Origin of the sequence: Janthinobacterium sp. CG_23.3, assembly GCF_046115965.1 — a bacterium.
GTDB lineage: Bacteria > Pseudomonadota > Gammaproteobacteria > Burkholderiales > Burkholderiaceae_D > Janthinobacterium.
Genome location: NZ_JBJXIB010000063.1, coordinates 15285 through 33450 on the forward strand (window position 1 = coordinate 15285; position 18166 = coordinate 33450).

The 18166-nt window shown below is 67.4% G+C and carries 14 protein-coding genes; 10 read left to right on the plus strand and 4 right to left on the minus strand.

Annotation, left to right across the window (positions count from 1 at the left end):
• The first annotated feature begins 10 nt into the window (after positions 1-10).
• The 6 genes from astA (at position 11) to ACFDR9_RS15680 (ending at position 10760) form a co-directional block, all read left to right on the plus strand.
• On the plus strand, positions 11-1063 hold the full coding sequence (astA, locus tag ACFDR9_RS15655; RefSeq protein ID WP_017879608.1) for an arginine N-succinyltransferase: 1053 nt from the start codon (positions 11-13) through the stop codon (positions 1061-1063).
• A complete protein-coding gene (gene astD / locus ACFDR9_RS15660) occupies positions 1056-2525 on the plus strand; it encodes a succinylglutamate-semialdehyde dehydrogenase (RefSeq protein WP_409031591.1) in 1470 nt (489 codons plus the stop codon). Before astA ends, astD begins: the two co-directional genes overlap by 8 nt.
• 9 nt (positions 2526-2534) lie before the next feature.
• Positions 2535-3875, plus strand: a complete 1341-nt coding sequence (astB, locus tag ACFDR9_RS15665; RefSeq protein WP_409031592.1) for an N-succinylarginine dihydrolase — start codon at positions 2535-2537, stop codon at positions 3873-3875.
• Between the two features lie 225 nt (positions 3876-4100).
• A complete protein-coding gene (locus ACFDR9_RS15670; protein WP_409031593.1) occupies positions 4101-8807 on the plus strand; it encodes an NAD-glutamate dehydrogenase domain-containing protein in 4707 nt (1568 codons plus the stop codon).
• A 4-nt stretch (positions 8808-8811) separates the two neighbouring features.
• Positions 8812-9834 (plus strand): succinylglutamate desuccinylase, encoded by a 1023-nt coding sequence (locus tag ACFDR9_RS15675; RefSeq protein WP_409031594.1) that lies wholly within the window; start codon positions 8812-8814, stop codon positions 9832-9834.
• Positions 9835-9941: 107 nt separating this feature from the next.
• Complete coding sequence (locus ACFDR9_RS15680) at positions 9942-10760, plus strand: AraC family transcriptional regulator (protein ID WP_409031595.1); 819 nt, start codon at positions 9942-9944, stop codon at positions 10758-10760.
• Here the strand turns inward: ACFDR9_RS15680 and ACFDR9_RS15685 are convergent.
• On the minus strand, positions 10746-11567 hold the full coding sequence (locus tag ACFDR9_RS15685; protein ID WP_409031596.1) for a helix-turn-helix transcriptional regulator: 822 nt from the start codon (positions 11565-11567) through the stop codon (positions 10746-10748). The two genes, ACFDR9_RS15680 and ACFDR9_RS15685, sit on opposite strands and share 15 nt — an antisense overlap.
• Before the next feature lie 115 nt (positions 11568-11682).
• Here ACFDR9_RS15685 and ACFDR9_RS15690 point away from each other — a divergent pair, with 115 nt between their 5' ends.
• Positions 11683-12384, plus strand: coding sequence for an aspartate/glutamate racemase family protein (locus tag ACFDR9_RS15690; protein ID WP_409031602.1), 702 nt, complete (start codon positions 11683-11685; stop codon positions 12382-12384).
• On the opposite strand, the gene ACFDR9_RS15695 is transcribed toward ACFDR9_RS15690, so the two are convergent.
• Positions 12368-12991: a LysE family translocator gene (locus ACFDR9_RS15695; RefSeq protein WP_409031597.1), complete on the minus strand. Its 624-nt coding sequence runs from the start codon at positions 12989-12991 to the stop codon at positions 12368-12370. The two genes, ACFDR9_RS15690 and ACFDR9_RS15695, sit on opposite strands and share 17 nt — an antisense overlap.
• Before the next feature lie 234 nt (positions 12992-13225).
• Between ACFDR9_RS15695 and ACFDR9_RS15700 the strand changes: the two genes are divergently transcribed.
• Positions 13226-13735: a DUF1993 family protein gene (locus ACFDR9_RS15700; protein ID WP_026133574.1), complete on the plus strand. Its 510-nt coding sequence runs from the start codon at positions 13226-13228 to the stop codon at positions 13733-13735.
• 27 nt (positions 13736-13762) lie between these two features.
• Here ACFDR9_RS15700 and ACFDR9_RS15705 read toward each other — a convergent pair whose 3' ends face one another.
• Both ACFDR9_RS15705 and ACFDR9_RS15710 read right to left on the minus strand, forming a co-directional pair.
• Complete coding sequence (locus ACFDR9_RS15705) at positions 13763-14407, minus strand: hypothetical protein (protein ID WP_409031598.1); 645 nt, start codon at positions 14405-14407, stop codon at positions 13763-13765.
• A 138-nt stretch (positions 14408-14545) separates the two neighbouring features.
• Complete coding sequence (locus ACFDR9_RS15710) at positions 14546-15715, minus strand: globin domain-containing protein (RefSeq protein ID WP_409031599.1); 1170 nt, start codon at positions 15713-15715, stop codon at positions 14546-14548.
• Positions 15716-15948: 233 nt separating this feature from the next.
• On the opposite strand from ACFDR9_RS15710, the gene ACFDR9_RS15715 reads away from it, so the two are divergent.
• Positions 15949-16407 carry a RidA family protein gene (locus ACFDR9_RS15715; RefSeq protein WP_409031600.1) on the plus strand — a complete coding sequence of 153 codons (459 nt, stop codon included), beginning with the start codon at positions 15949-15951 and terminating at the stop codon, positions 16405-16407.
• 71 nt (positions 16408-16478) lie between these two features.
• Positions 16479-17921, plus strand: coding sequence for an amino acid permease (locus ACFDR9_RS15720; RefSeq protein ID WP_409031601.1), 1443 nt, complete (start codon positions 16479-16481; stop codon positions 17919-17921).
• Positions 17922-18166 lie beyond the last annotated feature (245 nt).

The following is an 18166-nucleotide window of genomic DNA, read 5'->3' on the forward strand; positions in this document are numbered from 1 at the left end:
TGAGAATATTATGCTAGTTGTACGCGCAATCAACGCCTCGGACCTGGACGCCCTGTACGGCCTGGCCAGCCAGGTCGGCACCGGCATGACCACCCTCAAGCCGGACATGAAAATGCTGGGCGACCGCCTGGCGATCGCCTGCGCCTCGTTCGCCGAGACCATTCCGGTCGAGCAGCGCGACTACATGTTCGTCATGGAGGACACCGACAGCGGCCGCCTGGCCGGCGTGTGCGCCATCAAGGGCGCGGTCGGCATGGAAGAGCCGTTCTATAACTACCGCATCGGCACGCTGGTGCATTCCAGCCGCGAACTCGACGTCTTCACCCGCATGGAGACGCTGTACCTGTCGAACGACCTGACCGGCAGCACCGAGCTGTGCTCGCTGTTCCTGCACCCGGACTACCGCCAGGGCACCAACGGCAAGCTGCTGTCGAAGAGCCGCTTCCTGTTCATCGCCCAGTTCCCGCACCTGTTCACCGAAAAACTGATTGCCGAAATGCGCGGCTACCAGGCGCCGGACGGCAGCTCGCCGTTCTACGAGGGCCTGGGCCGGCACTTCTTCAAAATGAATTTCGACCACGTCGACGACTTGACCAGCCTGGGCAAGAAGTCCTTCATCGCCGAGCTGATGCCGCGCCAGCCGCTGTACGTCGCCTACCTGCCGGAAGCGGCGCAGGAAGTGATCGGCAAGGTCCACCTGAGCACCGCGCCGGCGCGCCGGCTGCTGGAGCAGGAGGGCCTGCATTTCGAGGGCTACGTCGACATTTTCGACGCCGGTCCGGTGCTGCAGGCGCGCGTCTCCGAGCTGCGCGCGATGCGCGACAGCGCGCTGGTGGTGATCGACCCGCAAGCCGGCGCCGACGCCTGTGCCAGCGTGGCCGAGACCGAACCATACCTGGTCTCGAACACCGATTTGCAGGATTTCCGCATGATCGTCTCGGCCGCCAACCCGGTCAACGGCAAGATCGCCCTGTCGGACGACGAACAACAACTGCTGCGCTGCGGCGCCGGCGCGCCTGTGCGCACCCTGTCACTCAACTTGAGGAAGAATCCCCATGTCTAACCCATCCAACTTCATCAACGGCGAGTGGCTCGCCGGTAGCGGCGCCGAACTGGTGACGATCGACCCGTCCAACGGCCGCCAGACCTGGTCCAGCAACGAGGCCACCGCGGCCGACGTGGCGCGGGCCTGCGCCGCCGCGCGCGCCAGCTTCGAAGGCTGGGCCATGCGTCCGCTGGCCGAGCGCATCGCCGTGTGCACGCGCTTTCGCGACCTGTTGAAGGAAGACGCCGAAGAGCTGGCGCAGCTGATCTCGGAAGAAGTCGGCAAGCCCTTGTGGGAGTCGCGCACGGAAGTGGCGACGATGGCCAACAAGGTCGACATCTCGGTGCAGTCGTACGGCGCCCGCACCGGCGAAGCGCAAAGCAAAATCGCCGACGGCGACGCGGTCCTGCGGCACCGTCCGCACGGCGTGTTCGGCGTCTTCGGCCCGTACAACTTCCCCGGCCACCTGCCCAACGGCCACATCGTGCCGGCCCTGATCGCCGGTAACACGGTGGTCTTCAAGCCGAGCGAATACGCGCCGCGCAGCGCCGTCAAGACGGTGCAATTGTGGCAGCGCGCCGGCCTGCCGGCCGGCGTCATCAACCTGGTCAACGGCGGCCGCGACACCGGCATCGCGCTGGGCCGGAGCGAACTGCTGGACGGCGTGCTCTTCACCGGCAGCTGCCAGACCGGCATCAGCCTGCACAAGCAGTTCGGCGGCCAGCCCGGCAAGATGCTGGCGCTGGAAATGGGCGGCAACAACGCGCTGGTGGTGTGGGACGTCAAAGACGTCGACGCCGCCGTGCACCACGCGATCTTCTCGGCCTTCGTCTCGGCCGGCCAGCGCTGCACCTGCGCGCGCCGCCTGGTGGTGCAGGACACACCGGCCGGCGCCGCCTTCGTCGCCCGCCTGGTCGAGGTCGCCTCCAAGCTGGGCATCGGCGCCGCCGACGCCCAGCCGCAGCCGTTCATGGGACCGGTGGTCTCGGCCGCCGTCGCCGCCCGCCTGGTGCAGGCGCAGGCCGACATGGTCGCCAAGGGCGGCAAAACGCTGCTGCAAATGCGCCACCTGGACGCCCGCAGCGGCTTCGTCTCGGCCGGTATCGTCGACGTCACCGACGCCAAGGGCATCCCGGACGAGGAATGGTTCGGTCCCCTGTTGCAGGTGGTCCGCGTGGCCGACTTCGACGCCGCCGTGAAAGTGGCCAACGCCACCGAATTCGGCCTGGCCGCCGGCCTGCTGTCGGACGACGCGGCGCTGTGGAACAGCTTCCTGCTGCGCGCCCGCGCCGGCATCGTCAACTGGAACCGCCCAACCACCGGCGCGGCCAGCACCGCGCCGTTCGGCGGCGTCGGCAAATCGGGCAACCACCGTCCTAGCGCGTACTATGCGGCCGATTACTGCGCCTACCCGGTCGCCTCGATCGAAAACAGCGTGCTGGAAATGCCGGCCAAGCTGTCGCCCGGCCTGACCTTCTAAGGAGCGCACATGCACACCGCACGCGAATACAACTTCGACGGCCTGGTCGGCCCGTCGCACAACTACGCCGGCCTGTCGTTTGGCAACGTGGCCTCGTTCAGCAACGTCAAGAGCGCCTCGAACCCGAAACAGGCGGCCCTGCAGGGCTTGGCGAAAATGCGCGCGCTGGCCGCGCGCGGCTTCGCCCAGGCGCTGTTGCCGCCGCAGGACCGGCCCAACCTGCGCCTGCTGCGCAGCCTCGGCTTCGGCGGCAGCGACGCCGACGTGCTGGCGCGCGCCTACAAGGAGTCGCCGGTGATCCTGGCCTGCGCCTACTCGGCCTCGTCGATGTGGACCGCCAACGCCGCCACCGTCAGCCCGTCGGCCGACAGCGCCGACGGCCGCGTGCATTTCACCGCCGCCAACCTGAACAACAAGCTGCACCGCTCCTTCGAGCACGCCCAGTCGGCGCGCACGCTGCGCGCGCTGTTCGGCGACGCGCGCCATTTCGCCGTGCACGACGCGCTGCCGGCGACGCCGGCCTTCGGCGACGAGGGCGCCGCCAACCACACCCGCCTGGGCGCCAGCCACGGCGCCGCCTCGGTCGAGATGTTCGTCTACGGCCGCGCCGAGTTCGACGCACTGGCGCCGGCGCCGACGCGCTACCCGGCGCGCCAGACGCTGGAAGCGTCGCAGGCGGTGGCGCGGCTGCACGGCCTGGACCCGGCGCGCACCGTCTACGTCCAGCAAAATCCCGACGTGATCGACCAGGGCGTGTTCCACAACGACGTTATCGCGGTGGGTAACGGCAACGTCTTGCTTTACCACGAGCAGGCTTTCGCCGACGAGCTGGCGAGCCTGGACCAGGTGCGCCGCGCCATGGCCGGCGCCGGCGCCGAGCTGACCGCGCTGCGGGTCGACACCGGCCAGGTGGCGGTGGCCGACGCCGTGACCAGCTATTTGTTCAACAGCCAGCTGTTGTCGAAGGACGACGGCAATATGGCCCTGGTGATTCCGCAGGAATGCCAGGAAAACCAGGCGGTGGCGCGCTACCTCGACGGCCTGGTCGCCAGCGGCGGCCCGGTCGACGAATTGATTCATTTCGACCTGCGCCAGAGTATGCGCAACGGCGGCGGGCCGGCTTGCCTGCGCCTGCGCGTGGCGCTGACCGACGCCGAGGCGGGCGCGATGCACCAGGGCGTGGTGATGACCGAGGCGCTGTACCACAAGTTGGTGGCCTGGGTCGAGAAGCACTACCGCGACCGGCTCGAGCCGAGCGATTTGGCCGATCCGGCGCTGGCGCTGGAAATCCATGTTGCACTTGAAGAATTGACGAGTATCCTGCACCTACCGGGTTTGTACGATTTGTAATGGCGTTTGATTGGCGCGTGGTCGGTCGGATTCGCGCTAAGGGCGTCATCCGACCATGCTGGCCGAAGCGAAACGCGCCGGCTCACCCGAGCTACACAACCTGGATAACTTAACGGAATAACGTATTTGGATGGGGTACCCCCTGTCTTTTGACACATTGTTGCCTCGTCGCCACAAGCAAATGCGGCAGCGATGGAATTCACATTACCGCGATGGAGATGCAAGATGAAACAAATGCCACAAGATTTGCGTACTCAAACCCTTGACCTGGTCAACGCCAGCAAGCCGGCCGCCGACAGCAGCCAGGTCGCCGCCTTGATCAGCGCCTGGCTCGGCTCCCTCGACGAGGAAGACTTGTCGGACATCGCGCCCGACAGCCTGGCGCCGGTGCTGTGGAACGGTTTCGCGCAAGCGGCCAAACGCGCCGGCAGCGCCTGCCAGATCGCGACGCTGCGCTACGCCGACGGCCGCGGTGGCATGGCGAGCGCCTTGCTGGTCCTGAACGACGACATGCCCTACCTGGTCGATTCCATCGTCATGGCGATGCGCAAGCAGCACGTCACCGTGCGCGGCGTGATGAACGCGGTGCTGTCGGTACGCCGCGATGCCGACGGCAGCGCCGTCGCGGTCGGCCAGGCCGGCGACGCCGCTGAATCCTATGTACTGTGCCTGCTGGCCGAAGACCTGGAAGCCGGCGACCTCGCCGCCCTGGTCGGCGCGCTGGAAATGGTCGCGCGCGACGCCGCCGTGGTGCGCCGCGACGCCGCCGCCATGGCCGAGCGCATCGGCGGCATCGCCGACGACGCCGCCACCCATGGCGCCGAAGGCCAGGAAGTGGCCGCCTTCCTGGAGTGGGTCAAGCACGACGGTTTTGAATTGTTCGGCTACGCCTACTACAGCGTCAAGCCGGGCGTGCGCGAACTGGAACGCGACATCCCTAGCCGCATCGGCGTGCTGCAAGACACCGGCCATCCGGTCTACGGCACCTGCCTGGCCAACATCCCGGGCGATTTCGACACGCTGGCCAAACGCAGCTCGACGCTGTCGATCGTCAAGGCCGACGTCGCCGGCACGCTGCACCGCGACCAGCACCTCGACTTCATCGGCGTGCGCCACACCGACGCGCAAGGCGCGATCCTCGGCGAGCATTGCTTCGTCGGCCTGTTCACCCGCGCCGCCACCGGCAGCCCGCTGGCCAGCCTGCCGTTCGCCCGCGGCCGCGTGGCCGAGGTGCTGAGCCTGGCCGGCGTGCGACAGCAGGGCTTCCGCGCCGAGAAGTTCCGCGAAATCCTCGACTCGCTGCCGCGCACCGAAGCGTTGGAGGCCGACCTCGATTGGCTGGCGCAGGTATGCGGCGCGGTGGTGTCGCTGTACAAGCAGCCGCGCACCAAGGTGTTCGCCCGGCGCGACGTCTACGCCCGCCACCTGAACGTGCTGGTCTACCTGCCGCGCGAGCGCTACAGCGCCAGCGTCGCCGCCGCCCTGGCCAAGGCGCTGCAAGCGAGCTCCGGCGCCACCCACGTCAGTTCGCACACCCTGGTGGCCGACGGCCCGCTGGCGCGCCTGTACCTGATCGCCCACGCCGCGCGCTATCCGCTCGACCTGGAAACCGACATCCAGCAGCCGCTGCTGGCGGTTCTGGACGGCTGGCACACCAGCTTCGCCACCCTGGCCGACGCCGTGTTCGACGCGCCGATGCGCGCCAACCTGCGCAAGCTGGGCGCCACCCTGCCGCCTGAATACGTCGCCGCGACGGCGCCGGGCGTGGCCTTCCGCGACCTCGGCACGATCCTGCGCAACGGCGACCCGACCCGGGTTGCCGCGCGCGTCGAAGCCGGCGACGTCACCACCATCCGCCTGTACTCGGTGGACCGGGTGCCGGCGCTGTCGACCATCCTGCCGGCGCTGCACAACGCCGGCGTGGCCATCGACCGCGAACAGGCTTACTCGATCAACGCCGCCGACGGCAAGCGCCACTTCGTCACCAGCCTGACGGTGGACGCCGCCAGCGCCGCCAAACTGGCGCGCCCGGCCGTCGTGCCGGTGGCGCAGGAATTGTTCGCCCAGCTGTTCAACAACGAAGCCGAAGACGGCCGCCTGAACGGGCTGGTCATCGAAGGCGGCCTGAGCACCCGCGAAGTGCAACTGGTGCGCGCCTACATGAGCTACTGGCGCCAGACCGGCAGCCGCTTCTCGGTGCGCTACATCGCCGATTGCCTGCGCAAGCAGCCGGCGCTGGTCAAGCAACTGGTGCAGGCCTTCCTGCAGCGCTTCGACCCGAGCCTGGGCGACGAGCGGCACGCCGCCGCCAAGGAGGCGTTGATCGCGCTGAAGGCCAACCTGGCCGCCGTGAACCACGCCGACACCGAGGAAATCGTCGGCGCGCTGACCGACCTGATGCTGGCGACGCTGCGCACCAACTACTTCCAGAACGGCCAGCAGGGCGACAAGATCATCTTCAAGTTCGACACCAGCACGCTGTCGCTGGTGCCGGAGCCGCGTCCCTACCGCGAAATCTTCGTCTTCTCGCGCCGCTTCGAAGGCCTGCACCTGCGCGGCGGCCCGGTCGCCCGCGGCGGCCTGCGCTGGTCCGACCGCATGGAAGACTACCGCACCGAAGTGCTCGGCCTGGTCAAGGCGCAGATGGTGAAGAACGCCGTCATCGTGCCGGCCGGCGCCAAGGGCGGCTTCGTTTGCAAGATGATGCCGAAGGACGGCGTGCGTGAAACCATCGCCGCCGAGGGCGAAGCGGTCTACCGCCTGTTCATCGCCAGCCTGCTGGAAATGACCGACAACCGCGTGCTGGGCAATATCGTCGCGCCGGCCGACACGGTCTGCTACGACGCCGCCGACCCGTACCTGGTGGTGGCCGCCGACAAGGGCACCGCGACCTTCTCCGACATCGCCAACGGCATCGCCGTCAGCCGCGGCTTCTGGCTGGGCGACGCCTTCGCCTCGGGCGGCTCGAACGGTTACGACCACAAGAAGATGGGCATCACCGCCAAGGGCGCGTTCGAAGCGGTCAAGCGCCACTTCTACGAAATGGACCACGACCTGAACACCACCCCGATCACCATGGTCGGCGTGGGCGACATGTCGGGCGACGTGTTCGGCAACGGCGTGCTGCTGTCGCGCCAACTGAAGGTGCTGGCGGCGTTCGACCACCGCCATATCTTCCTCGACCCGGCGCCGGACGTCGCGGTGTCGTTCGCCGAACGCGAGCGCATGTTCGCGCTGCCGCGCTCGACCTGGGAAGACTACGACAAGGACCTGATCTCGCAGGGCGGCGGCGTGTTCCCGCGCAACGCCCGTTCGATCGAGCTGTCGCCGCAGATCCGCGCCGCGCTCGACATCGAGGAGACCGCGCTGGCGCCGGAAGAGCTGATGCACCGCATCCTGCTGGCGCCGGTCGACCTGTTCTACAACGGCGGCATCGGCACCTACATCAAGGCGTCGACCGAGACCCACGCGCAAGTGAAGGACCGCGCCAACGACAATATCCGCGTCGACGGCAACCAGATGCGCGCCAAGGTCGTGGCCGAGGGCGGCAACCTGGGCGCGACCCAGGCCGGCCGTATTGAATTCGCGCTGTCGGGCGGGCGCATCTTCACCGATGCGATCGACAACTCGGCCGGCGTGGACTGCTCCGACCATGAAGTGAACGCGAAGATGTGGCTGGACGTGGAAATGAACGCCGGCCAGCTGACCGAGGCGGAGCGCAACCGCGTGCTCAACGACATGACCGCCGACATCGAACGTCTGGTCCTGCGCGACAACACGCTGCAAACCCACCTGCTGGTGCGCGAGCTGCAGGCGCAGACGGACAGCGCGGTGCAGGACGGCTACGCCGCCCTGATCGCCAGCCTGGAGGAAGAGGGCGCGCTGTCGCGCGAACTGGAACAACTGCCGACGGTGGCCGAACTGGCGCGCCGCAAGAGCGACGGCCGCGGCCTGACCACGCCGGAACTGGCGGTGGTCATCGCCAACGTCAAGAACCGCTTCAAGCGCATCCTGTCGGCGCTGCCGCTGACCGACGCCGGCTGGGCCGAGCCGATCCTGACACCGTACTTCCCGGCGCTGCTGGTGTCGACCCGCAGCGCGCTCGAGCACCCGCTGGCGAACGCCATCCTGGCCACCGTGCTGGCCAATGAAGCGGTCAACCGCTGCGGTCCGCTGATGCTGCGCGACTTGGCGCTCGAGCACGCGGTGGACGAGTCCGACGTCATCCTGGCGTGGGGCCAGGCCTGGTCGGCGCTGAACCTGGCGCCGGTCTTCGAGGCGCTCGACGCCGACGCCTTGAACGTGGCGCGCGCCGTCTCGATCAAGGTCGACGCGCGCACCCGCGTGCTGCAAAAAGCCATGATCGAGGGCGTGCTGTCGGTGCCCGCCGAGCAGTTGCGCAGCGCCGGCGGCGTGGCCGAGCTGACCCGTCTGTTCAGCCTGCCGGAAACCGTCGAGCGGCTGATGCCGACCGACGGCCAGACCGACGCGGACCGGACGCCGGCGCTGCGTCCGGCCTTCGCGCACGCCTGGAAAGCGGTCGACGCCATCGAGGCGGTGGCGACGTTCGTCTTCTCGGCGCTGTCGGTGACGCGGCCAAGCGACATGGACCTGGCGGCCTTCCTGCAAGTGGGGATGGCGTTGCGCAACCAGGCCGGTATCGACACGCTGGAACGCGGCCTCAAGCTGGTCCCGCAAAGCAAATCGCAGGAACAGTTGCGCAACTACGCGCAGCACACGCTGCGGCGCACCCAACAGCGACTGCTGACCAAGGTGCTGGAGCGCGCGGCCGGCGGCGGCGACGCCGGCGCGGCGGTCGAGGTGGTGACCAACACGCTGGGCCTGTCCGGCTACGCGGTGGCGAGCGACCTCGAACAAGCGATGCTGGACGTCTGGGCCCTGTCGGAAGCGACAACGGCCGTGACGGCGTAAGCATATGACGACAGCCGCAACACTGGCTGCCACCTCCGCCACCGCAGCCGCGGTGTCGGAGGCGGTGCGCGCCTTGGCCGACGCTGATTTCAGCGCCGTGGCCACCTTGTTTTCCGACGCCGGCTTCGCTGTAGCGCTGCCGGCGCCGGGTATTTTGCAAATCAAATCGACAGTCGCGCAGCAGCGCGCCAGCGTGGTGGTCTCGGTCGGCGTGCACGGCGACGAAACCGGGCCGATCGAAGTGCTGGCGCACCTGCTCGACAAGCTCTCGCGCGACGCCCGGGCGCTGGCGGTGGACCTGATGGTCTGCGTCGGCAACCTGGGCGCGATCCAGGCCGGCAAGCGTTTCATCGACGCCGACCTGAACCGCATGTTCCGGGCCGAGCGCGGTTCGCTGGCCGACGCCGTCGAGGCGCAGCGGGCCGACGTGCTGATCGCCGCCACCGACGCCTTCTTCCAGGGCGCCGGGGCGGCGCGCTGGCACCTCGACTTGCACACCGCGATCAGGCCGTCGGTCTACCCGACCTTCGCCATCGTGCCCGACTTGATCGCCGACGACGCCAAGGCGGCGCTGGTGGACTGGCTGGGGCAGGCGGCGATTGGCGCCATCATCATGAATCCGCAGTCGGCCGGCACCTACAGCTACTACTCGGCCGAGCACTGCGGCGCCGCCGCCAGCACGGTCGAACTGGGCCGGGTCGGCACCCTGGGGCAGAACGATCTGAGCCTGTTCGACGACGTCTCGCAGGCGCTCGACGGCCTGCTGCGCGGCGCCGCGCCGGCGCCGGCGAAGGCCGCGCCGCACGTCTTCAAGGTGGCGCAGGAAATCATCAAACTGAGCGACGACTTCCGCATGGCCTTCGACCGCAACACGCAGAACTTCACCTCGCTGCCGGGCGCTACCGTCATCGCCAGCGACGGCGACACCGTCTACACCGTCCGGCACGCCGAAGAACTGGTGGTGTTCCCCAACCCCGACGTGCGGGTCGGCCTGCGCGCCGGCCTGATGGTGGTGCGCGTCGCCTGAATTGGCCCGGTTGGCGGCGGCGTTGCAAGCAAGCGCCTAAACCCGGGCTCGGGCTGTTTGCCAATAATCGGCGTTGATCCGCCGGCGATCGCGGATAGAATGGCTGCATGAGCGACGATAAACAGATTGAGCAGTGGAACGCGGTGGCCGGCGCCGACATCGAAGTGGTGCGCGCGCGCATGGGCGTGTGCGGCCTGGGCGGCCACTTCCACGACCGCTGGTCGATCGGACTGATCCTGCGCGGCGCGTGCCGCTTCAACAGCGGCGTGCGGCAATACCGGGTCACGCCGGCCGACCTCTTCATTATTCCGCCGTACGAGGTACACCACTGCGGCGCCGCCAGCGACGACGTGGTGTACCAGGTCATGTATCTGGGCGACGCGACGCTGGCGGCGCTGGCGCCGCACCTGAAGCGTTGCGTCGAGGGTAGCCACCTGCGCACCAGGCAGTTGCCGGCGGCGCTGATCGCCCGCTTGCTGCAAGTGACCGGCGAGGACGGCGACGCGGCGGCGCTGCGCGACAGCCTGCGGCGGGCCGACGCGTTCTTCCGCGGCGCCGCGCTGGCGCATCCGGCGCCGGCCCCGCATCCGCTGCAACAGGCGCTGCACCAAAGCTGGGGCGAGGCGATCGACCTCGGCGCCGTCGAGCACAGCACCGTGTATAGCCGCTGGCACGGCGTGCGCACCTTCCAAAAGCAGATCGGGCTGTCGCCGCGGCTGTACCTGCGCCAGTTGCGGGCGCTGAAGGCGCGCTATCTGCTACAGCAGGGCAAGCCGCTGGCCGAGGTGGCGCACGCCTTGCACTTCGCCGACCAGGCGCATTTTTCGCGGGTGTTCAAGGGCGTGTTCGGCGTCTCGCCCGGCAAGTTGCAGCGCGTCATGCGCGGGCGCGCCGACGCGCAGGCGAATGCCTCAAGCGCCGGCTGATGCGCGGCGCCCGGCGCGGCCGTGCAGCGTCCTGAATTGAAGCGGACTCATACCTAGCTTTTCCTTGAACACGGCGCCGAGGTGGGACTGGTGCGCGAAGCCGCAGTCGGCGGCGATGGCGGCGACCGAGTCCGCGCTTGAGCGCAGTTGCGCGCGGGCGCGTTGCAGCCGGCGCTCGGTGATGTAGGCGTGCGGGGTGGCGCCGACGGCGCTGGAGAAGCTGCGCAGGAAGCGCAGCGGCGGCATCTGTGCGACGCGCGCCAGCTGCTCCAGGCCCAGCGGGCCATTCATAACGAGCGCGGCGTCGATGTATTCCAGCACGCGCGCATGCCGCGTGCGCTCCAGCGCATAGGCGCCGGGCGTGCGCTGTGGCAGCTTCAGGCGCGCCACGCTGTGCTCCAGCAGCAGCGCGACGTGTTGTTCGACGAGCAGGGCGCTCGCCTGCGGCGCCAGCAGCATGCGGCGCAGCTGCGCGCCCAGCAGCATGGCCCGCCGGTCGCCATGCAGCACCACGCGCGGCCGCTCCAGCGGGGTCTCCGGCGGCAGGCCGACGGCGTCGCGGGCGACGTGCACGGCCAGGTATTCGCCGCCGTGCGCCGACTCGGAAAAAATCTCCACGTTCGGCGCAGCGTAGGCCAGGTCGCCCGGCCAGGCGTCGAAGTCGCGGCGGCGCTCGCCGTCGATGCCGTGCACGCCCCGTTGCCGCTCGAACGCCAGGCCCAGTACGCACAGCGGCGACTGGTCGCGCACCGAGTACGGCGCCGACGCATACAACTCCACGTTCGCCCAACCGAAGTCCAGCCTCATCGCGCCACGCTCCGCATGAAATTTCTTGATAGCCCGGAAAAACACATCCAATTATAGTGGCCTAAGTGGACGGGTCGTTCCGGCCCCGGAGTTTATTTGTTACGAGGAGAGTATGTTGAAAACCATAGGCCTGATCGGCGGCATGAGCTGGGAATCGACCATTCCGTATTACCGTCAAATCAACCAGACCGTCAAGGAACATCTGGGCGGGCTGCACTCCGCCAAGATCATCTTGTACAGCGTCGATTTCCACGAGGTCGAGCAATTGCAGCGCGCCGGAAATTGGGACGCCGCCGGCGAGGTGATGGCCGCCGCCGCGCGCGCGCTGGCGCTGGCCGGCGCCGACTTCCTGGTGCTGTGTACCAACACCATGCACAAGGTCGCCCCGGCCATCGAGGCCGCCGTTGGCATTCCCTTGCTACATATTGCCGACCCGACCGCCGCCGCGATCAAGCAAGCCGGGTACTCAACGGTCGGCTTGCTGGGTACGCGCTTTACGATGGAGCAGGATTTTTACCGCGAGAGGTTGCGCCAGCGCCACTGTTTGCAAGTGCTCACTCCCGACAAGGGCGGGCGTGACGTCGTACACCGGATCATTTATGAGGAGCTGTGCCTGGGCCAGGTGGTGCCGGCGTCGCGCGAGGCGTATCGCCGGGTTATGGCCCAGCTCGCCGTGCAGGGGGCGCAGGCGATTATTCTCGGTTGTACGGAAATTTCGCTGCTGCTCGACCAGGGGGACTCGGCGGTGCCTTTGTTCGACAGCACCGCGATCCACGCCCGCGCCGCCGCCGAGTGGGCGCTTACAGCAACAGGCTGAAGACGGACAACAGCAGCAACAGCGCCATGGCCCGGTTGAAGCGCCGGGCCAGGACCGGGTTGTCGAGACAATTCCTGGCGCTGGCGCCCAGCAGCGCCCAGGCGCCGGTCGAGCCAAAGCAGATCAGCAAGAACAACAGGGTCATGCCGGCCACGCTGGCCTGGTAGGCCGCGCCGGGCACGGTGTAGGTCGACACGCCGGCGGCGGAAACGATCCAGGCCTTCGGGTTGAGCCATTGCGCCAGCGCGCCGTCCCAGAACGAGGGCGGCCGCGCCAGCCGGACGTCGGCGCCGTCACCCGAGGCCAGGAACAATTTATAGGCCAGGTAGCACAGGAACAGGCTGCCGCCTATTTTGAGTGCGGCGAGTAGCCACGGCGCGGCCCGCAGCAACTCGCCCAAGCCCATGCCGACGGCCAGCATCAGCAAGGAAAAGCCCAGCGCCGCGCCGGTGATTTGCGGCAGCGTGCGGCGCATGCCAAAGTTCATGCCGGACGACACCGCGACGATGTTGACCGGCCCCGGCGAGGCCGAGCACACCAGGGCGAAAAGCGCGACCGGCAGCCACATCGCTTGCAGGGTGTCTAGTTCAACGGGGGACAGGCTCATGGTGTTTCCTCAAGATGGGGCGAGACTGCCAGTGTGAGGACGAGCGGCGCCGCCGTCTTGAACGCAGTTGCGCTATTGCGTTTGCTTGACTGTAGTTCCCCTTACGTTAAAGTAGGGAGCAGTGACCGTCAGGCTGCAAAGATCGGTGGAATGCGTTTGTTGGTGTGACGCCGAGGTTTGCACCTTATACGTTACACTCGTCCGCGACGCGTTCAACCAACAGGAGTTTGTCCCATGGCTTTATCGATGTATCAAGCGTCCATTCCGGTGTTTTTGCGTGGCCTGGCCGTGCTGTCGACCTTGCTGGACAAGGCGCAGGCGCATGCCGAAGAGCATGGCGTCCTGCCAGAGGTGTTGCTGGGCGCGCGCTTGGCGCCGGACATGCTGCCGTTGACGGCCCAGGTGCAGCGCGCCAGCGATACGTCGAAATTGTCGGTGCAGCGTTTGAGCGGCGTGGCCGCGCCCAAGTTCGAGGACAGCGAGGTGTCGTTTCAGCAATTGCAGGAGCGTATCGCCAGTACCGTGGCCTACCTGAACGGCGTCGGCGCGGCGCAGCTGGAACTGAGCGAGGAGCGCGCCATTTCGCTGGACTTCGGCTCGTTCCAGCCGACGTTCAAGGGCGACGCGTATTTGCTGACGTACGCGCTACCGAATTTCTTCTTTCACGTCGCGACCGCGCACGGCATCCTGCGCAACAACGAGGTACCGGTCGGCAAACTCGATTATCTGGGCCCTTACGAGTAAGCCCGGTAAGCCGCGGCGATGTAGCCGTTAGCGTTGCGGTTCCGGCTGTTTCTGGATTTGTTTTTGGGCTTCGTTGCCCAGCATGCCGCCGCCGATCACGCCGGCGATCGTCGCCAGGGCCTTGCCGCGTCCGCCGCCAACCTGGTTGCCGAGCAAGCCGCCGATGACGGCGCCGGTGCCGATGCCGATGTAATTGGTTTGCGCCGGCGCCGGTTGCTGTTGCGGCTGCTGGTAAGGACGCTGCTCGGCCTGTTGATACGAGCGCTGCTCGTCCTGCTGATACGCACGCTGCTCGTCCCGCTGATACGAACGCTCGTCGTACTGCTGCCTGTGCTGCGGCGCCTGCGCCACGTGAGTGGTGCGGGTGGCGTGGGGGGTGGGGGGGGTGTGGGTGGCGTGGGTGGTGTGGCGCACGCGCGGCTTGTGCGCGACCGGCTCCGGGGCCGGCTCGGCGGCGGCGGGCTTAGGCGCGCTCGCTGCCAGGACCGCCAGCGGCGCCGCGGCCGGGGTCGCCGCCAGGCTGACGTCGCTCTGTTTGGCCTCGCCGTGAGAGTTCGGCAGCAGTCCGGCAATCGCCGCCGCGCCAACCAGGCTGAGGACGGTGATCGAAATCGCGGCGCCGGCCATCAAAGGGTGGATGCGGCCGGTGGTTTGAATGGGTGCGCTGGTCATGGTGGTCTCCTTGAATTCGTTTGCGTAATCGATGTGTTGAGATTAACGCTCTCGCCCCCACAGAGATAGCCGTTGGCTTGTATCAAAAGTAAGCAGGTGTAAGCCGGCCCCCGCCGCGCCGGCCTGCGCCGGCCCGCTTTACACGTCGAGCGCGTCGGGGCCGAAGACTTCGCGGTGCAGGCGCTGCACCGGCACGCCGGCGGCCAGCAGGTCTTGCCATTGCGCGCGCATGAAGCCGACCGGGCCGCACATGTACACATTCGTTTCGCCGCGCGGCCAGGCCGGCAGGCGCGCCACGTCCATCCGGCCCGACGCCGGGTCCGACTCGTAGAAGTTGACCACTTGCAGGTTCGGCATGACGGCCAGGGCAGCGGCGACGTCGGCCTGGTGCGCGTGGTGCGCGGCGTCGCGCGCGGCGTGGGCGAAGACCACCGGGCGGCCCGGGTTCACCTTGGCGATGTGGTTCAGCGCGGCGATCATCGGCGTGATGCCGACGCCGGCCGACAGCAGCACCAGCGGCTCGGACGACTCGGTGTCGGGCGCGAAGTCGCCGAACGGGTGGCTGACCTGCAGTACGCTGCCGACTTCGACGTGCTGGTGCAGCCAGTTCGACACTTCGCCGTCCGGACCGGCGTCGTTGGCGCGCTCGCGCTTGACCGAGATGCGCAGCGGCGCGCCCGGCGCGTCCGACACGCTGTACTGGCGCAGTTGGCGGCGGCCGTCGCCGAAGGTGACCGCGACGCTGACGTATTGGCCGGCGTGGAAGGCCGGCGCGGGCAGGCCGTCGGCCGGCTCCAGCGTGTAGGCGCGCACGTCGGCGCCCTGCTCGGCGACGGCGAGCACGCGCATTGGCCGCAACGCGCCGGGCAGGGTGCCGGAGGCCGCGTACATGGCGCGCTCGGCGTCGATGAACAGTTGCGCCAGCGAGCCGTAGGCCTCCGCCCACGCCGCCAGCAGCGCCGGCGTGGCGGCGTCGCCGAGCACTTCGGCGATGCCGCCCAGCAGATAGCGTCCGACGATCGGGTAGTGCTCCGGCGTGATGCCGAGCGACACGTGCTTGTGGACGATGCGCTGAATGACCGGCGCCAGCGCCGCCGGGTTGTCGATGTTGGCCGCGTAGGCGAACACCGCCGCCGCCAGCGATTGCTGCTGCGCGCCATTGGCCTGGTTGCCCATGTTGAACAGATTGGTCAGTTCGGGGTGGGCGGCGAACATGTTGCGATAAAAAGCCGTCGTGATGGCCACGCCGTGCTCGCGCAGGACCGGTACGCTGGCATCGATGTAGGGGCGGGACTGGGCTGAGATCATGTTGGGTTCCTAAAATGGTTTGATGGGTGCCTCGCACATTATACCTTAAAGATGTATATATTATGCCTGTTAAAGCACGCATCTGCCAAATTGCTGTGGTTATGCGCGATTTTCCACTGAATATGCAGGCTTATACGTGAACTAATACTGGCATATAGACCATAAGATAGTTCTTTTTATGGCAGCTGGTCCGGCCATGCATAACAAAAATTACTATTTCCTTGGAGAAAAGCATGTCGTTTTACGAAAAACTGAACGCCCTCAATATCGAACTGCCGGTGGTCGCCGCGCCGGTCGCCGCCTTCGTCATGTTCGTACAGAGCGGCAACACGGTGTTCTTGTCGGGCCATCTGGCCAAGCGGGACGGCAAGATCTGGGCCGGCCAGCTGGGCAAGGACGTCAGCGTCGACGAGGGTAAGCTGGCCGCGCGCGGCATCGCCGTCGAGCTGATTGCGACGCTGCAGGCGGCCTGCGGCGGCGACCTGAACCGCGTGAAGCGCATCGTCAAGGTGATGAGCCTGGTAAATTCGACGTCCGACTTCACCGACCAGCACCTGGTCACCAATGGCGCCTCGGAACTGCTGGCCGAGGTCTTCGGCGAGCACGGCAAGCACGCCCGCTCGGCCTTCGGCGTGGCGCAACTGCCGCTGGGCGCCTGCGTTGAAATCGAACTGATCGCCGAACTGGCCTAAGGCCGCAGAGCCGGCGCTGTGCGGGCGATTAGCGCAGCGGCCACACGATAAGAAGATAGGGAGACATGTCAATGAAAGCGAGTGAACAAGGCCTGCAGCGCGGCCTGGGCGAGCGCCACATCCGCCTGATGGCGCTGGGCGCGGCCATCGGCGTCGGCCTGTTTCTGGGCTCCGGCAACGCCATCAAGATGGCCGGCCCCGGCATCATGCTGTCGTACATCATCGGCGGCGCCGTGATCTTCCTGATCATGCGCGCGCTCGGCGAGATGGCGGTGCACAATCCGGTGGCGGGCTCCTTCAGCCGCTACGCGCAAGACTATATCGGCCCGCTGGCCGGCTACCTGACCGGCTGGAACTACTGGTTCCTGTGGCTGGTCACCTGCGTCGCCGAAATCACGGCGGTGGCGATCTACATGGAAGTCTGGTTCCCCGACATGCCGCGCTGGATCTGGGCGCTGGCCGCGCTGGGGACGATGGGCGCGGTCAACCTGCTGGCCGTGAAAGCCTACGGCGAGTTCGAATTCTGGTTCGCGCTGATCAAGGTCGTCACCATCGTGCTGATGATCGTCGGCGGCACCGGCATGATCCTGTTCGGCTTGGGCAACGACGGCGTCGCCATCGGTTTCTCCAACCTGTGGACGCACGGCGGCTTCTTCCCCAACGGCGCCCAGGGCGTGCTGATGTCGCTGCAAATGGTGATGTTCGCCTACCTCGGCGTCGAGATGATCGGCCTGACCGCCGGCGAGGCGGCCAATCCGAAGAAATCGATCCCCGACGCGATCAACTCGGTGTTCTGGCGCATCCTGATTTTCTACGTCGGCGCGCTGCTGGTGATCCTGTCGATCTACCCGTGGGACCAGATCGGCACCCAGGGCAGCCCCTTCGTGATGACCTTCGAGCGGCTGGGCATCAAGACCGCGGCCGGCATCATCAACTTCGTCGTGCTGACGGCCGCGCTGTCGTCGTGCAACGGCGGCATCTTCAGCACCGGGCGCATGCTGTACAACCTGGCGCAGCAGGGCCAGGCGCTGCCGATGTTCGGCCGCACCACGCCCGGCGGCGTGCCGCGCAACGCGATTTTGCTGTCGATGCTGGCGCTGCTGTTCGGTGTGCTGCTGAACTACCTGGTGCCGGAAAAGGTGTTCATGTGGGTGACCTCGATTTCGACCTTCGGCGCGGTCTGGACCTGGGGCGTGATCCTGGTCACGCAAATCAAGTTCCGCCGGTCGCTGTCGGCGCCCGAGCGCAAGGCGCTGGCCTTTCGCATGCCGTTCTGGCCGTATGGTTCGTATATCGCGCTGGCCTTCCTGGCGCTGGTGATCGGCCTGATGGCGTACTTCCCCGACACGCGGGTGGCGCTGGTGGTCGGCCCGGCCTGGCTGGTGCTGCTGACGGTGCTGTATTACGCGATGCGCCTGGCGCCGGCGGGCCGCGAGGAGCCGCCGCAGGGCTATGAGGCCGGCCTGGCGAACGGCGCGCAATTGGCGCGCGTGCCGGCGCGGCGCAAGAGGTAGCACGCTGGCGCCGGACCGCGGCAGCGCGGCTCCGGCGCGGCAAAACACCGCGGCGCAAGGCGTGTCGTGGGTCGGATCGGGGGCCGCCGAGGCGAACGCGTAATCCGACAATGTTGGCCGAAGCGATCCGCGCCGCTCCAGGCCAGCGTTGTCGGGTTACGCCCGTTGGGCTAACCCGACCTTCTATGATGAATTCCAAGTCAACTGGTTTTTCGCAAATTTATCCTATCCCTTGTTTCGGTATC

Excerpts from the sequence above, each read along its gene's own strand:
- ACFDR9_RS15705 (WP_409031598.1), bottom strand. The coding sequence starts at position 14,407 with ATGACCAGCGCACCCATTCAAACCACCGGCCGCATCCACCCTTTGATG.
- ACFDR9_RS15670 (WP_409031593.1), top strand. The coding sequence starts at position 4,101 with ATGAAACAAATGCCACAAGATTTGCGTACTCAAACCCTTGACCTGGTC.
- ACFDR9_RS15695 (WP_409031597.1), bottom strand. The coding sequence starts at position 12,991 with ATGAGCCTGTCCCCCGTTGAACTAGACACCCTGCAAGCGATGTGGCTG.
- astD (WP_409031591.1), top strand. The coding sequence starts at position 1,056 with ATGTCTAACCCATCCAACTTCATCAACGGCGAGTGGCTCGCCGGTAGC.
- ACFDR9_RS15700 (WP_026133574.1), top strand. The coding sequence starts at position 13,226 with ATGGCTTTATCGATGTATCAAGCGTCCATTCCGGTGTTTTTGCGTGGC.
- ACFDR9_RS15680 (WP_409031595.1), top strand. The coding sequence starts at position 9,942 with ATGAGCGACGATAAACAGATTGAGCAGTGGAACGCGGTGGCCGGCGCC.
- ACFDR9_RS15715 (WP_409031600.1), top strand. The coding sequence starts at position 15,949 with ATGTCGTTTTACGAAAAACTGAACGCCCTCAATATCGAACTGCCGGTG.
- ACFDR9_RS15685 (WP_409031596.1), bottom strand. The coding sequence starts at position 11,567 with ATGAGGCTGGACTTCGGTTGGGCGAACGTGGAGTTGTATGCGTCGGCG.
- ACFDR9_RS15720 (WP_409031601.1), top strand. The coding sequence starts at position 16,479 with ATGAAAGCGAGTGAACAAGGCCTGCAGCGCGGCCTGGGCGAGCGCCAC.
- ACFDR9_RS15675 (WP_409031594.1), top strand. The coding sequence starts at position 8,812 with ATGACGACAGCCGCAACACTGGCTGCCACCTCCGCCACCGCAGCCGCG.
- astB (WP_409031592.1), top strand. The coding sequence starts at position 2,535 with ATGCACACCGCACGCGAATACAACTTCGACGGCCTGGTCGGCCCGTCG.
- astA (WP_017879608.1), top strand. The coding sequence starts at position 11 with ATGCTAGTTGTACGCGCAATCAACGCCTCGGACCTGGACGCCCTGTAC.
- ACFDR9_RS15710 (WP_409031599.1), bottom strand. The coding sequence starts at position 15,715 with ATGATCTCAGCCCAGTCCCGCCCCTACATCGATGCCAGCGTACCGGTC.